The organism is Brucella tritici, assembly GCF_008932285.1.
Taxonomy (GTDB): Bacteria; Pseudomonadota; Alphaproteobacteria; order Rhizobiales; family Rhizobiaceae; genus Brucella; species Brucella tritici.
Genome location: NZ_WBVY01000001.1, coordinates 376,821 through 391,654, shown reverse-complemented (window position 1 = coordinate 391,654; position 14,834 = coordinate 376,821). Strand labels below are relative to the sequence as shown.

The window sequence follows — 14,834 nt, the reverse complement described above, 5'->3', positions numbered from 1 at the left end:
GATTTGGTGTATTGCAGTAATGATGTTACAACACTAACTATAGTGAAAACGTGGCAGACGCAGAGGAAACTCAGCCTGTTGCGACATGATTGGACGATTCTTCGTCCATATGCCAGCACGATACCGGAAGAGAGAAAATGGGCCGTTTCGCAGTCATGACGCTAACTGACAAGGCAGCTGATCGCGTTCGCGAGATCATCGCATCACGGGACGGCGCTCTTGGTATCCGCGTGGGCGTAAAAAAAGGCGGTTGCGCCGGGATGGAATATACCATCGATCTCGTCACCGAAGCCAAAGCAGGCGACGATGTGATCGAGAAAGACGACGCAAAGGTTTTCATCGCGCCCGAAGCCGTTCTGTTCCTGCTCGGCACCCAAATGGATTTCGAAGTGACGACGCTGCGCACGGGTTTTGTCTTCAACAATCCGAACCAGACATCGGCTTGTGGTTGCGGCGAATCCGTAGAAATCAAAGCCGCCTCGCCGGAAAGCCTTCGCCAGATGCAAGGCGCGGCCTGATCCAGGACAAGGTGCTCGCCGATGGATGACGAAGCTCTTCGCGATTTGTTGCAGGACTTCGGCCCCATCAGCATCCGCCGCATGTTTGGCGGCAAGGGCATCTATCACCAAGGCCTGATCTTTGCACTCGTCGTCCGCGACGAGTTACTCTTAAAAGCTGACGAAGTAACCATCCCGGATTTCATTGACGCAGGCGCCACCCAATGGACCTATGAAGGTCGTAAGGGTGGTGATCCAATTGCCATGCCTTACTGGAGTGTGCCAAGCGAAGCGTTCGACGATCCGGAAGTGATGACGCACTGGGCCCGCCTTGCCTATGATGCAGCCCTGCGGAGCGAGAAAACCAAGCCAAAAAAGAAATCGGCTGCGAAGCGCTAGCCTGCAGCCGATTGATCCGTTTCCCTATTGCTTCCGTCAGATTCCCGTTGGAATCAACATGAAGGCAGGAATATCGTTGCCGAAACCTACAGGCGTCGGGCCGTCATCGTCACGATCACGACGACGCTTCTGCTCATGCTGCGGCTTGCCGCGGCGCTCATCATTGGAAGCGCGGATCGCATCGCGGCGCTCGCTGGCTTCGATGACTGGCTGCGGCTGTTCGGCAGGATCGAGAACTTCGACAGGCTTTGCCTTCGGCTTGTCTTTTGGCTTGTCCTTGCCCTTGGCATCCTTGCCTTTGCCACGAGCATTCTTGCCCTTGCGCTGATCGTCTGCCTCGTCAACGGCAGGCAGCGTCGACAGATCACCGTCGAGCCATTCGATCTTTTCGCCGATCATATTCTCGATAGCTGCAAGATACTTCGTATCGGAGGGCGTCACGATCGTGAATGCCTTGCCGGAACGTCCAGCGCGACCGGTACGGCCAATGCGATGAACATAATCTTCCGAATGAATCGGAATGTCGAAATTGAAAACGTGGCTCACATCGGGAATGTCGAGACCGCGTGCAGCAACATCGGACGCCACCAGCAACTGCAGCTTGCCTTCCTTGAAGTTCGCCAGCATGGTCATGCGCGCGCGCTGATCCATATCGCCATGCAAGGCACCGGCATTGAACTCGTGTCGCGTCAGCGAGCGGAATAGTTCGGATACATCTTTCTTGCGATTACAGAAGATGATCGCGTTCTTGAGCGTGTCGCCTTCCGCACGGATGAGATCGCGCAGAACCGCGCGCTTGTCCCAATCCTTCTTGCTGGACTTCACCAGACGCTGGGTTACAGTTTTGGCCGTGGATGAAGCTTTTGCAACTTCAATGCGCGTTGGCGAATGCAGGAACTGTTCGGTCAGCTTGGTGATTTCCGGCGGCATGGTAGCCGAGAAGAAAAGCGTTTGACGCGTAAACGGAATGAGCTTGCAGATGCGCTCGATGTCGGGGATGAAACCCATGTCGAGCATACGGTCGGCCTCGTCGATGACGAGAATTTCAACACCAGTCAGGAGCAGCTTGCCGCGTTCGAAATGATCGAGCAGGCGACCGGGCGTGGCGATGAGAACATCGGCACCACGTTCCAGCTTGCGTTCCTGTTCATCGAACGACACGCCGCCAATCAGAAGGGCTACGTTCAGCCGATGGTTCACACCGTATTTGACGAAATTTTCCTCGACCTGCGCTGCGAGTTCGCGGGTTGGCTCCAGAATGAGCGTACGCGGCATGCGCGCCCGCGCCCGGCCCTTTTCCAGAAGCGTGAGCATCGGAAGCACGAAAGACGCAGTCTTTCCGGTTCCCGTCTGCGCGATACCGAGAACGTCCTTGCGTTCAAGGGCTGGAGGAATGGCTCCTGCCTGAATAGGTGTGGGCGCAGAATATCCCGCCGCTTCTACAGCAGCGAGCACTTTCGGGGAAAGACCGAGTTCGGCAAATGTCGTCAATGGAGGCGCAGCTCTCTGGTTTGGAAATGATTTCCACCCATCCTGTCATTGCAGCCGCGTCATCGGGCGCAGGAACCAAGGCAGAATAAGGCGTCTGCAACGCAATATGCGTTTTCTTGCAGCATCGCGTACGTCCACAGCGTGCAAAAGTCAACTAAAATACCATCGAAAGATATCAAATTGCTTCGATTGTGCTGCAACAATCGAAATCAATGCGGAACTGGAACAAATTTATTCAAATTATCAAAAGCTAAAGAGCATTTGCCTAGCTGAACCGATGCACCACTTATCTGCCAAAACTAATGCCTGAACTGTTCTGTCAGGATGCGCTCGTCCCAGGAATGATTTCGGTCAAAGAGGATGGCTACCTGGCTGTTCGGCGCCTCCCGCACGGTTACAGACTTCACCGACTTGACTTCGTTATTGTCAGCGACCGCATTGACCGGGCGTTTTTCGGTTTCCAGCAAATCCATGCGAACGGTCACGTGCTTGGGTAGAAGCGCCCCGCCCCAGCGACGCGGACGGAAGGGGCTTACCGGGGTCAGCGCCAATAGCGGCGCTTCAAGCGGCAGAATGGGGCCTTGCGCCGAAAGATTATAGGCAGTGGAACCTGCTGGCGTCGCGACCATGACACCATCGCAAACGAGTTCGTTCAACCGCACCTTGCCGTCAATCGTTATCTTGATCTTGGCGGCCTGATAAGACTGGCGGAAAAGGGAAACTTCGTTGATGGCCAAAGCCTCGAAAGATTGTCCCGATTCCGTTTCTGCGACCATCACAAGCGGGCGAATGGTTTCCATTTGCGCAGCCAGAATACGTTCCGGCAGATCGTCCACGCTGAACTCATTCATCAGGAACCCGACAGAGCCGCGGTTCATGCCATAGATCGGCGTGCCGCTGTTCATGAAATCGCGAAGCGCCTGAAGCATGGTTCCATCGCCGCCAAGCGCGACGATGATATCAGCATCTTCGGCAGCCACATGGCCATATCGAGCGACGAGCTCTTTCTGGGCGACAAGTGATTCTTCGGTTCCCGATGACAGAAAATGAAGCGCGAGCGATTTATCTTCCATATTTACAGTCCCGAATCTGGCCCAACTCTGACAAGTTTGCCACTGTTTCCCCAACCCGCTATTGGCTATCACATGAAAAACCCGGTTGCCATGACCTGCATGCGATGAATTTTCGTTTTACACGCGCTGCATTTGTGCTAATCGGGCGCAAGTGCCCTTATAGCTCAGTTGGTAGAGCACCTGATTTGTAATCAGGGGGTCGGGAGTTCGAGTCTCTCTGGGGGCACCACTTTTCCAGCTGACACATGATATGCTGGCATCATTTAACGTATTTCTTATGTATCTGATGAGATCGCTGCCCTGCTCCGCAGGCAGTTTAATTTTCTTGACATCTTCACACCAAGAATAAATATTATATTATTATATGTTTTTAATTTATCTGTATTTTCCAAATTTCTTTTTTAACAAATTATATATTTGAAGATTTTAAAATGAAAAGATTTAAGATTGTTATTGCGACTGTTACGCGCAATCGCCCAAAAATGCTGATAAGTCTTTATCGATCACTTTCCGAACTGTACCTTCCAGGTAACGTAGATGCTGAATTTCTGGTTGTAGAGAATAATCAGGTCAGCACCTCAGACATCTGGCTTCAAGAAATCGCAACTCAGCTCGGCTCGCGCCCCATAACCTATTCACTTGAAACAAGCATCGGTATTTCATGTGCTCGCAATCGCGCGCTTGATTATGCAAAGCTGATCGGAGCTGACTTTCTTGTTTTTATCGATGATGATGAACAGGCAAAGCCGGATTGGTTGCAACAACTGTTCGCAGAGCAACAACGTTTGGATTTCGATATTGTCGGATCACCGGTAAGACCACAGGCGTTGGAAGGGCGATTGAATCTTTGGCAGAGATTGATCTGGTCGGGTGTTGAAAGAAACGGCACCAAAGCCGAACTAAGAGCCCGAAAGAAGTGGCAAGAGAACAGAGGCGATACCATCAAAGTGGCAACCGGAAGCTGGTTGGGCAAGCTCGATTTCTTCCGAAAAACCGGCTTGCGATTCGATTCTCAACTGGGGCTGACTGGTGGGGAAGACTGGAATCTCTGGCTAAAAGCCAAGAGATTGGGTGCGAAAACAGGCTGGGCTCCGGATGCAATAGTCTATGAGACAGTGCCTCGTTGCAGGATAAGCCTCTCCTACCACTTCCGCAGGAACCGGGATCATAATGCGACTGAATTTGCGCTGCGATACGACGAAAACCCGCAACAGGCGATGAAGCAAGTTCCTTTCAAGTTTTTCAGTCGTTTTTGGAAGCTGCTGATCGCAATTTGCACTCTCCCGTTCAACGGCGGACAAGCCCTTATTTCATCCGCAATGGCGCTGGGAGGGATTGTCGGGCTGCTTCAAGCCTGTTGCGGTAAGCGGCCCCTGCATTATGCGAAGACGACCGGCTTTTAGCGCGCTTCCCGTTACGGAATCAAAAATGCGGCCCAAAGAGCCGCATTTTTTTGTTTCGGTCAGATTTCAATACCAGCCGACGGCAACCTGAGCCTCCTCGGACATACGGTCCGGCGTCCATGGCGGATCGAATGTCATCGTGACCTCCACCATGGAAACACCCTCAACGGCGCTGACTGCGTTCTCAACCCAGCCCGGCATCTCGCCTGCAACCGGGCAGCCGGGAGCGGTTAGAGTCATTTCGATTTTCACGGTGCGATCATCTTCGATGTCGATCTTGTAGACGAGGCCAAGCTCGTAGATATCGGCCGGAATTTCCGGGTCATAAACCGTCTTCAGGGCCGCGATAATGTCGTCCGTCATGCGCAAGAGGTCTTCCTGCGGGATGGCAGAAGCGGAAAATACCGAATTGCCTTCGGCCTTTTCTCCGCCCTCGACAGGCGCGGTATCGGCTTTGTCCTGAACTTTCTGTTCCATATCGGTCATCCGAAAAACTTCCTTGCCTTTTCCAAGGCTTCCGCCAATGCATCCACTTCAGCACGGGTATTATACAGGGCGAAGGATGCACGGCATGTAGAGGTGACGCCGAAGCGTTTCAAGAGCGGCTGCGCGCAATGTGTTCCGGCGCGGACCGCAACCCCTGCCCGATCAATTACCATCGATACGTCATGCGCATGAATTCCCTCAAGCGCAAACGAGATGATCGCTCCCTTGTCCGGTGCATTGCCAAAAATACGCAATGAGTTGATCCGGCCAAGCTGCTCATGAGCATAATCACGTAAATCCTCCTCATGAGCGAGGATCGCATGACGACCGATCTTTTCCATATATTCAAGCGCAGCGCCAAGACCGATGGCCTGAACGATAGGCGGCGTACCCGCTTCAAAACGATGGGGCGGATGGTTATAGGTGACGTTTTCTTCCGTCACTTCCTCAATCATTTCGCCGCCGCCCTGGAAAGGACGCATCTTCTCAAGCATTTCCGAACGGCCATAAAGGACGCCTATGCCGGATGGTCCGTAAACCTTGTGGCCGGTAAAGACATACCAGTCGCAGCCAAGATCCTGTACGTCGACAGGCAGATGCACAGCCCCCTGACTGCCATCGACCAAAACCGGAATGCCGCGCGCATGGGCAAGTTCCACGATCTTCTTGATCGGCGTAACAGTCCCCAGCGCATTCGACATATGCGTGATGGCGACGAGCTTGGTGCGCTCCGTCAGACGTTTTTCGAATTCTTCGATATGGAAGATGCCTTCATCGTCTACCGGCGTAAAGACCAGCTTTGCGCCCTGCCTTTCGCGAATGAAATGCCACGGCACGATGTTGGAGTGATGCTCCATGATCGACAAGAGGATTTCATCACCCTCACCGATATTCGACATGCCATAACCATAGGCGACCGTGTTGATGGCTTCGGTCGCGTTTTTCGTGAAGACAATTTCGTCCACCGAACCGGCATTCAGAAAGCGCCGTACCGTTTCACGCGACTTTTCATAGGCATCCGTTGCCGCATTCGACAAAAAATGCAGGCCACGATGAACATTGGCATATTCGTTGGAATAAGCGTGCGTCACAGCGTCGATGACACTCTGAGGCTTTTGCGCCGATGCACCATTGTCGAGATAGACGAGCGGCTTGCCGTGTACTTCTCTCGAAAGGATCGGAAAGTCCCGGCGGATCGCTTCGACGTCATAGCGTGCTACAAGCGGATTCTTCTGGTCCATGATCGTTCCTCTTGCCGTTTCGGCAGGAAAAGGCAGAGCGTGCACCTGCATACTCTGCCTTAATCAATCAGGCGTGGGTGGCGAGCCAGTTGGACAGCACTTCTTCCAGTGCCTCAACCAGCGTTTCGTCTTCCAGCTCTTCGATAATCTCGGCGATGAATGCCTTGATCAGCAGGCCACGTGCCTCGTTTTCCGGAATGCCGCGGGCCATCAGATAAAACAGATAGTCCCTTGACAATTCGGCAACCGTTGCACCGTGACCACAGGCCACGTCATCGGCAAAGATTTCGAGTTCGGGCTTGGCATCGAACTCACCATCATCCGAAAGCAGCAGCGTATTGCAGGCCATACGGGCGTCGGTCTTCTGGGCGATCTGCGCAACGCGGATCATGCCCTGGAAAACGCCACGCGCACGGTCCTTGACCACGTTGCGAATGATCTGGGTCGAACGCGTATTTTCCACCAGATGGCCAACCGTCATGGTGATATCGGTGTGTGTGTCGTCGGCCAGAAGATTAAGACCACGAAGCTCGAAGTCGGAATCCTCACCCGTCACATTGACGTGCACTTCCTGACGAACCAGCTTGCCGCCCGCATTGACGATATAGAGCGTGAGCTTGGAGCCCTTGCCAATCGTCGCATTGAACTGCGAAAGCTGCGTTGCCTGACCGAAGTCGCGCAGGATGATCCAGAGGATTTCAGCACCGTCGCCAACGGTCACGTGGTTGACAGAGGTGGAAAAGGCATCGCCCTCGCCGCCATTCTGGCACTCCACGATGGTGCCCTTGACGTTCGCACCGATGCGAACAGGAAAACGTGTGTGTCCCTGTCCGGCCTTCTGGATGTTCTGAAGCTCCAGTGGCGCTTCCAGTTCGATGTCATCGGCGATGGAAACCATCCAGCCATCGCTGACATAGGCAGCGTTGATCTGGCCGATCGTATCATCAAAGCCGCGCGACCGAAGCTGGGTGACGAGTGAACCGTCAGCCAATGCCTCGCGAACAGGCGTCAGCGACACGCCTTCAGGCGCTTTTGCGGCAAGAGCTACGCCATTGCTTGCGGCAGCGACAAACGAACCGGCGATGAGCGCAGGCAATACCTGCGTTCCGGCTGCAGTGTCGAATGGAGCCACACCCTTCAGAAGCGTGCGGAAATCCGTATAGTGCCAGCTTTCGACGCGGCGGGACGGAATGCCGTTTTCCTTGAGTGTTTCGAGCGCCGCATCACGTGCAACGACAACATCGCCATTGCCCGGCAGGTCGCCCATGCGGTCGGCAAAACTGTCGATCAGCACGCTTTCAGCCGGCGTTCGCGGCTTGGCAGCCGGGGCGGTCTGGATATTCATGATCCATCCCTCCTCAGGCAGCTTCGCCGATTACATCGGCATAGCCATTTTCTTCAAGGTGCAGCGCAAGGTTCTTGTCACCGGACTTGATGACCTGACCCTTGTAAAGCACGTGCACGCTATCTGGAACGATGTGTTCGAGCAGACGCTGATAGTGGGTGATGACGATCACGGCACGATCCGGCGAACGCAGCGCGTTCACGCCTTCCGAAACGATCTTCAGCGCGTCGATGTCGAGACCGGAGTCGGTTTCGTCGAGGACGCAGAGGCTCGGCTCCAGAAGCTGCATCTGAAGAATTTCGGCACGCTTCTTCTCGCCGCCCGAAAAGCCGACATTGAGCGGACGCTTCAGCATATCCATGTCGATGCTGAGCTTGCCGGCAGCGTCCTTTACGCGCTTGATGAATTCCGGGATTTTCAGTTCCGGCTCCCCGCGCGCCTTGCGCTGGCTGTTCATCGCGACCTTCAGGAATTCCATCGTGGCAACGCCCGGAATTTCCATCGGATACTGGAATGCGAGGAAGATGCCCTTGGCGGCGCGTTCAGCCGGGTCGAGCTCAAGGATCGACTCGCCGTTATAAAGAATGTCGCCTTCCGTCACTTCATAATCTTCGCGGCCAGCGAGGATGTAGGAAAGCGTGGACTTGCCCGAACCGTTCGGACCCATGATCGCAGCAACTTCACCCTTGTTCACGGTGAGGTTCAGGCCGCGGATGATCTCGGTATCCGTGTCGGCGATTTTTGCATGGAGGTTCTTGATCTCAAGCATGAATGTAAACCTTGTTCTAATGCCAGGAAAAGGCTGGCCAGAAAATCTGATGCGAGATGGAAGGAGCGCGTCGGTTAACCGACGCTACCCTCAAGCGAAATGCCGATAAGCTTCTGGGCTTCAACGGCGAATTCCATCGGCAGTTCCTGAATGACTTCCTTCACGAAGCCATTGACGATGAGAGCGATTGCCTCCTCTTCCGGAATGCCGCGCTGCATCACATAGAACAGCTGGTCTTCCGAAATCTTGGAGGTGGTGGCCTCGTGTTCGAACTGCGCCGTGGCGTTTTTCGCCTCGATATACGGCACCGTATGCGCGCCGCAATCGTTGCCGATCAGGAGCGAGTCGCACTGGGTAAAGTTACGGGCATTTTCGGCCTTGCGATGGGCAGAAACCTGTCCGCGATAGGTGTTGTTCGACTTGCCGGCCGAGATACCCTTGGAGATGATGCGGCTCGACGTGTTCTTGCCGAGGTGCAGCATCTTGGTGCCCGAGTCGATCTGCTGATGACCGTTCGAAACAGCGATCGAATAGAACTCGCCGCGCGAATTGTCGCCACGCAGAATACAGGACGGATATTTCCAGGTGATCGCAGAGCCGGTTTCAACCTGCGTCCACGAAATCTTGGAATTATCGCCACGGCAATCGCCACGCTTCGTAACGAAGTTGTAGATGCCGCCCTTGCCGTCCTTGTCACCGGGGAACCAGTTCTGGACCGTCGAATATTTGATTTCGGCGTTTTCGAGCGCAATCAGCTCAACGACAGCCGCGTGCAGCTGATTTTCATCGCGCTGCGGTGCGGTGCACCCCTCCAGATAGGAAACATACGCGCCTTCATCAGCGATGATGAGCGTACGTTCGAACTGGCCAGTATTCTTTTCGTTGATGCGGAAATAGGTCGAAAGCTCCATCGGGCAACGAACGCCCTTCGGAACGTAGACAAACGAACCGTCCGTGAACACAGCCGAATTCAGCGTCGCGTAATAGTTGTCCGACACGGGAACCACAGAAGCCAGATACTTCTGCACCAGTTCAGGATGTTCGCGGATCGCTTCCGAAATCGAACAGAAGATTACGCCAGCTTTGGCAAGTTCGTCCTTGAAGGTCGTAACCACCGACACACTGTCGAACACGGCATCAACGGCAACGCGACCGGACGCATAGACATTGTCGGAAGGATTGCCATCGATTTCGCTCGGCTCGCCCTGCTTGCGAACGCCAGCAAGGATTTCCTGCTCGCGCAGCGGAATGCCAAGCTTTTCGTAGGTCTTCAGCAGCTCCGGATCAACTTCATCAAGCGATTTTGGACCGGACTGGTTTTTCGGCGCCGCATAATAATAGGCGTCCTGGAAATCGATCTTGGGGTAATCGACGCGCGCCCATGTCGGCTCTTCCATTGTGAGCCAGCGTTCATAGGCTTTCAGACGCCATTCTAGCATCCATTCCGGCTCGTTCTTCTTGGCGGAAATGAAGCGAATGATATCTTCGTTCAGGCCCTTGGGGGCCTTCTCGGCTTCGATCGTCGTCTCGAAGCCATACTTGTACTGGTCCACGTCAAGGCCGCGGACCTGATCAATGGTCTCCTGCACTGCAGGCATTGGCGTTCTCCATCCTCGTCGGGGTCAAGGCCCGACAGTTGCAAACGTCAAGGTGATATGTCTTGAACAATACCGCCTCAATATAGTGTGCGTGGCCCTTCTTTAAAACCTCTCTAAACTGAATTTCAAGCACCGGGTTCAAATTTGCCCCTAAAAATGCCGATTAAAACGATCAACTTAATGAAACAGTCCGATGAAACGGCGATTGCAGTCGATACGTCCCGGCTTTGATGCCTTGATTTCCTTTAAAGAATTGGAATTACCGGACAGTCGATCAGAATCATGCCTGCCCTTGCCCTGCGCATGTAGGAACATAGATAGCGAAAAGAAAGGGAGACCATGATGAGCACTCAAAATCTGCAGGACTATGTAAAGTTTCTCGAACAGCAGGTGAATGACGAGGGCCGCACCATCGAGCAACTGAAATTTTTTCAGGACGCCCACGACAAGTTCAATATTTCAAACGCCAGCGCTTCCGACGATATCGCCGCTGACATCGCCAAGCGGGAAGAGTTCAAAACGCGCTACGAAGGCTATATCGCCGCTGCAAAGAAGAAGCTCGGCCTCGATTTTTAAGTTGCAATCATGCCTTCCTGGCACGGCGCTCGATAATCTTGCGGAACACGCCGAGAAACGCATCGACTTGATCGGGCGTTGCTGTTGGCTCAAGCGACACGCGGATCGCTCCGAGACTGTCCCCATGTCCCATGGCCGACAGCACATGGCTGGGGCCGACTTTTCCAGATGAACAAGCCGATCCTGCCGAAAGAGCAATTCCGCCGAGATCAAAGGCGATCTGCACGGTTTCCGCCTTCTGCTCCTCAAGGGAAAAGAACGTCGTATTGGGCAATCTGCCAACCGACTTTCCGTATATCACCGCATCCGGGGCTATGGCCTCAAGTCCGGCTTCCAACTTGTCCCGCATCGCCGGGGACCAGCCATCATCGTCCAGTCGCGCCTTTGCAATATCAGCCGCAGCACCGAAACCCGCGATAAGCGGCAGAGCTTCCGTTCCTGCTCTATGCCCCTTTTCCTGACCGCCCCCGCGAACAAGCGCGCGCGGCATCATGAGATCGGAAATGGCGATAATTGCACCGACGCCTTTCGGGCCACCAATCTTGTGCGAGGAGATGATGAGGTAGTCGCCACAATTATCTGAAATATCTAATTTAATGCGCCCTGCCGCCTGAACCGCGTCGACGATATAAATGCCGCCTGCAGCCTTCACGATAGTGGCAATTTCCGCAATCGGCTGGATGATGCCGGTCTCATTGTTGGCGGCCTGTATGGCCACGAGTGGCAAACCCTGGCTTTTGTCGTGACTGGCGAGAACTGTTTTCAGGGCATCAAGTTGTACAATGCCATTTCCATCAACCGGCAGGACGCTGATGTCTTGCGCTGCAAACTGCCCCCCGGACAGCATGCAAGGGTGTTCCGTGTCACTCACATAAAGATGCGACAGGCGGACCGGTGAACGCCCCATCATGTAATTGGGTGTCAGCAGCGTCGATGCGGCTTCCGTTGCTCCAGATGTAAAGAAAACATGGTCTGGCCTGGCATTGACGAGCGCTGCAACGCTGCGGCGTGCCGCTTCAATGAGGGCGCGCGCAGCGCGGCCTTCACGATGCACGGAGGACGGATTGCCAGTAATGCCAAGAGCATTGATGACTGCATCCCGTGCCGCATCAAGCAACGGAGCACTGGCATTATAATCCAGATAGAGCCTCTTGCCGCTCCCGTTCACCGTACCTATCTCCTAAACAAAATTCTGGAAGCGCAATTTTCTTGAATTTTCAATCAAGAAAAGCCTATTAAGCCCCCATAGGAACTGAAACTCGCTTTCAGTCTGTCGAAATTTCAAACCGGTTCTAGAAGCGGCGTCCAACAACGTCAAGTTTCGTCGCCCCAGTCCGGTCTTCCCGTTACGAGCGGAGTACACATGCCAGAAGTTATTTTCAACGGTCCTGCCGGACGCCTCGAAGGTCGCTATCAGCCTTCCAAAGAAAAGAATGCTCCGATCGCGCTTATCCTTCATCCGCATCCGCAGTTCGGTGGAACGATGAACAACAAGATCGTTTATGATCTTTTCTACATGTTCCAGCAGCGCGGCTTCACCACGCTGCGCTTCAATTTCCGCGGCATAGGCCGCAGCCAGGGTGAATTCGACCATGGCGCAGGTGAATTGTCGGATGCTGCAAGTGCACTCGACTGGGTGCAGGCGCTTCACCCTGACTCCAAGACATGCTGGGTCGCCGGCTATTCGTTCGGTTCATGGATCGGGATGCAGTTGCTGATGCGTCGCCCGGAAATCGAAGGCTTTATTTCCGTTGCGCCGCAGCCGAACACCTACGATTTCTCCTTCCTGGCACCCTGCCCTTCGTCCGGTCTCATCATCCATGGCGATCAGGACAAGGTTGCTCCACCGAAGGACGTGCAGGCTCTGGTGGACAAACTGAAGACCCAGAAGGGTATCACAATCACCCAGACCACGATCCCCGGTGCGAACCACTTCTTCGCCGGACAGGGCGACGAACTCATTGAAGATTGTGCCGAATATCTTGATCGCCGTCTGGCTGGCGAACTGGTTGAAGCGCGTCCGAAGCGCCTGCGTTAAGCTTTACAAGAATTTCGCAAGTCGTTTTCCAGATTTGCAGCGTCTCATCCGGCGGGTCTCCCGCCGGATTTTTCATGCGATGCTACCATCGCAATCCAGTGATTCGTTCTCTCCAATCCATCTCATGAGCGTGACATGCCGGTTTATGCTATCCTCGCTATTGCCATCGTGTCCGAGGTCATCGGAACGCTCAGCCTCAAGGCATCAGATGGTTTCACACGATTGGGGCCGTCCCTGATCGTTGTCGTCGCTTACGGTCTGGCCTTTTACTTTCTCTCCATGACCTTGAAGAGCATTCCCGTCGGTATTGCCTATGCGGTCTGGTCCGGGATCGGTGTTACACTCGTGGCCCTGATCGGCTGGCTGGTGTTTGGCCAGAAGCTTGATCTTGCCGCAGTACTCGGCATGGGATTGATTATTGCTGGTGTCATTGTGCTCAATCTGTTTTCAAACACCGCACAATACTGAGACTAACCAACACCGGCTGCTTCCAATCATTGAAGCCAAATTACTGGTTCGCAACCCTCCAATTCGGGAGTTTCCTTGTTATTGGCGGTTGATTGGTGCTAAAGGCGGACTTATCAAAGGGATGTAAGCAGCCGCTTGCGACCAGTTTCAACTTCGCCTTATCAGTCAGGGAAAAGGAATGTCCGGTTTCAAATCCGATTTTCTTCGCACGCTTTCCGAGCGTGGCTTCATTCATCAGATTTCCGATGAAAGTGGCCTCGACGAATTGTTGGCCAAGGAAACCGTGACGGCCTATATCGGCTTCGATCCTACGGCTCCTAGCCTTCATGCAGGCGGCCTGATCCAGATCATGATGCTGCACTGGCTCCAGCAGACCGGGCACAAGCCGGTCGCACTGATGGGCGGCGGCACCGGCATGGTCGGCGATCCGTCCTTCAAGGACGAAGCCCGCAAGCTGATGACCGAAGATACGATTGCCGAAAACATTGCTGGTATCAAGCGTGTCTTCGCCAACTACCTCACCTTCGGTGACGGCGCGACCGATGCGCTTATGGTCAATAATGCCGACTGGCTGCGCAACATCAACTATCTGGAATTCCTGCGCGATGTAGGCCGTCATTTCTCGGTCAACCGTATGCTTTCGTTCGATTCGGTAAAGACGCGCCTCGATCGTGAGCAGTCGCTGTCATTCCTCGAATTCAACTACATGATCCTGCAGGCCTACGATTTCGTGGAACTGAGCAAGCGCTACGATCTGCGCCTGCAGATGGGCGGCTCTGATCAGTGGGGCAACATCATCAACGGTATCGATCTCGGTCACCGTATGGGAACCCCGCAGCTTTATGCCCTCACCTCGCCGCTGCTGACGACAGCATCCGGCCAGAAGATGGGCAAGTCGCTTGGTGGCGCAATCTGGCTGAACGCGGATATGCTGAGCGCCTATGATTTCTGGCAGTACTGGCGCAACACGGAAGATGCCGATGTCGAGCGGTTTCTGAAGCTTTACACGACGCTTCCGCTGGACGAAGTCGCCAAGCTGGCCGCACTTGAAGGCGTCGAAATCAATGAAGCGAAGAAAATCCTCGCAACGGAAGTAACGGCTATGCTTCATGGTCGTGACGCAGCCGAGGAAGCCGCAGAAACGGCTCGCAAGACCTTTGAGGATGGCGAATTGTCGGAAAATCTCCCGACAGTCGGCGTTCACAAGGCCACGCTGAACGGCGGCATCGGTGTGCTGGCATTGATGGTTCTGGCCGAACTTTGCAGCACCAATGGCGAAGCCCGCCGTCATGTCGAAGGTGGTGCCGTGCGCATCAATGACGAACCTGTCAGCGATCCTCGTATGACCATCGATGCGACTGCGTTGAATGACCAGGGCGTCATCAAGCTGTCGCTGGGCAAGAAGCGTCACGTGCTGATCCGTCCTGCATAAGCTGGACGACGATTGAAC

At 54.2% G+C, this 14,834-nt stretch carries 15 protein-coding genes and 1 tRNA gene; 8 read left to right on the top strand and 8 right to left on the bottom strand.

Annotation, left to right across the window (positions count from 1 at the left end):
- The first annotated feature begins 137 nt into the window (after positions 1-137).
- Both sufA and F9K94_RS01985 read left to right on the top strand, forming a co-directional pair.
- Positions 138-518 (top strand): Fe-S cluster assembly scaffold SufA, encoded by a 381-nt coding sequence (gene sufA / locus F9K94_RS01990; protein ID WP_109988210.1) that lies wholly within the window; start codon positions 138-140, stop codon positions 516-518.
- A 21-nt stretch (positions 519-539) separates the two neighbouring features.
- On the top strand, positions 540-896 hold the full coding sequence (locus F9K94_RS01985) for a TfoX/Sxy family protein (RefSeq protein ID WP_061346381.1): 357 nt from the start codon (positions 540-542) through the stop codon (positions 894-896).
- A gap of 36 nt (positions 897-932) precedes the next feature.
- On the opposite strand, the gene F9K94_RS01980 is transcribed toward F9K94_RS01985, so the two are convergent.
- Both F9K94_RS01980 and F9K94_RS01975 read right to left on the bottom strand, forming a co-directional pair.
- The gene (locus F9K94_RS01980; protein ID WP_061346382.1) at positions 933-2,387 is read right to left on the bottom strand and encodes a DEAD/DEAH box helicase; all 1,455 of its coding nucleotides are present in this window, start codon (positions 2,385-2,387) and stop codon (positions 933-935) included.
- Positions 2,388-2,686: 299 nt separating this feature from the next.
- The gene (locus tag F9K94_RS01975) at positions 2,687-3,460 is read right to left on the bottom strand and encodes an NAD kinase (RefSeq protein ID WP_061346383.1); all 774 of its coding nucleotides are present in this window, start codon (positions 3,458-3,460) and stop codon (positions 2,687-2,689) included.
- A gap of 153 nt (positions 3,461-3,613) precedes the next feature.
- On the opposite strand from F9K94_RS01975, the gene F9K94_RS01970 reads away from it, so the two are divergent.
- Positions 3,614-3,689 (top strand) — tRNA-Thr (locus tag F9K94_RS01970).
- A gap of 202 nt (positions 3,690-3,891) precedes the next feature.
- Positions 3,892-4,863: a glycosyltransferase family 2 protein gene (locus tag F9K94_RS01965; protein WP_151643337.1), complete on the top strand. Its 972-nt coding sequence runs from the start codon at positions 3,892-3,894 to the stop codon at positions 4,861-4,863.
- Between the two features lie 66 nt (positions 4,864-4,929).
- Here the strand turns inward: F9K94_RS01965 and F9K94_RS01960 are convergent, their stop codons facing one another.
- The 5 genes from F9K94_RS01960 to sufB all read right to left on the bottom strand — a co-directional run bounded on the left by F9K94_RS01960 (position 4,930) and on the right by sufB (position 10,302).
- Complete coding sequence (locus F9K94_RS01960; RefSeq protein ID WP_010661287.1) at positions 4,930-5,349, bottom strand: SUF system Fe-S cluster assembly protein; 420 nt, start codon at positions 5,347-5,349, stop codon at positions 4,930-4,932.
- Complete coding sequence (locus F9K94_RS01955; protein WP_151643335.1) at positions 5,346-6,590, bottom strand: cysteine desulfurase; 1,245 nt, start codon at positions 6,588-6,590, stop codon at positions 5,346-5,348. The genes F9K94_RS01960 and F9K94_RS01955 overlap by 4 nt, the downstream gene beginning before the upstream one ends.
- A gap of 67 nt (positions 6,591-6,657) precedes the next feature.
- The gene (gene sufD, locus F9K94_RS01950; protein WP_151643333.1) at positions 6,658-7,935 is read right to left on the bottom strand and encodes a Fe-S cluster assembly protein SufD; all 1,278 of its coding nucleotides are present in this window, start codon (positions 7,933-7,935) and stop codon (positions 6,658-6,660) included.
- Between the two features lie 13 nt (positions 7,936-7,948).
- Positions 7,949-8,704 carry a Fe-S cluster assembly ATPase SufC gene (gene sufC / locus F9K94_RS01945; protein ID WP_012092132.1) on the bottom strand — a complete coding sequence of 252 codons (756 nt, stop codon included), beginning with the start codon at positions 8,702-8,704 and terminating at the stop codon, positions 7,949-7,951.
- Between the two features lie 74 nt (positions 8,705-8,778).
- Positions 8,779-10,302 (bottom strand): Fe-S cluster assembly protein SufB, encoded by a 1,524-nt coding sequence (gene sufB / locus F9K94_RS01940; protein ID WP_061346386.1) that lies wholly within the window; start codon positions 10,300-10,302, stop codon positions 8,779-8,781.
- 342 nt (positions 10,303-10,644) lie between these two features.
- Between sufB and F9K94_RS01935 the strand changes: the two genes are divergently transcribed.
- Complete coding sequence (locus tag F9K94_RS01935; RefSeq protein ID WP_151643331.1) at positions 10,645-10,878, top strand: hypothetical protein; 234 nt, start codon at positions 10,645-10,647, stop codon at positions 10,876-10,878.
- A 7-nt stretch (positions 10,879-10,885) separates the two neighbouring features.
- Here F9K94_RS01935 and F9K94_RS01930 read toward each other — a convergent pair whose 3' ends face one another.
- Entirely contained in the window at positions 10,886-12,046 is a 1,161-nt protein-coding gene (locus F9K94_RS01930; RefSeq protein WP_151643330.1) for a cysteine desulfurase family protein, read from the bottom strand.
- 195 nt (positions 12,047-12,241) lie between these two features.
- On the opposite strand from F9K94_RS01930, the gene F9K94_RS01925 reads away from it, so the two are divergent.
- The 3 genes from F9K94_RS01925 to tyrS all read left to right on the top strand — a co-directional run bounded on the left by F9K94_RS01925 (position 12,242) and on the right by tyrS (position 14,816).
- Positions 12,242-12,916: an alpha/beta hydrolase gene (locus F9K94_RS01925; RefSeq protein WP_061346388.1), complete on the top strand. Its 675-nt coding sequence runs from the start codon at positions 12,242-12,244 to the stop codon at positions 12,914-12,916.
- A gap of 135 nt (positions 12,917-13,051) precedes the next feature.
- A complete protein-coding gene (locus F9K94_RS01920) occupies positions 13,052-13,384 on the top strand; it encodes a DMT family transporter (RefSeq protein WP_151643328.1) in 333 nt (110 codons plus the stop codon).
- Between the two features lie 178 nt (positions 13,385-13,562).
- Positions 13,563-14,816, top strand: a complete 1,254-nt coding sequence (tyrS, locus tag F9K94_RS01915; RefSeq protein WP_151643326.1) for a tyrosine--tRNA ligase — start codon at positions 13,563-13,565, stop codon at positions 14,814-14,816.
- Positions 14,817-14,834 lie beyond the last annotated feature (18 nt).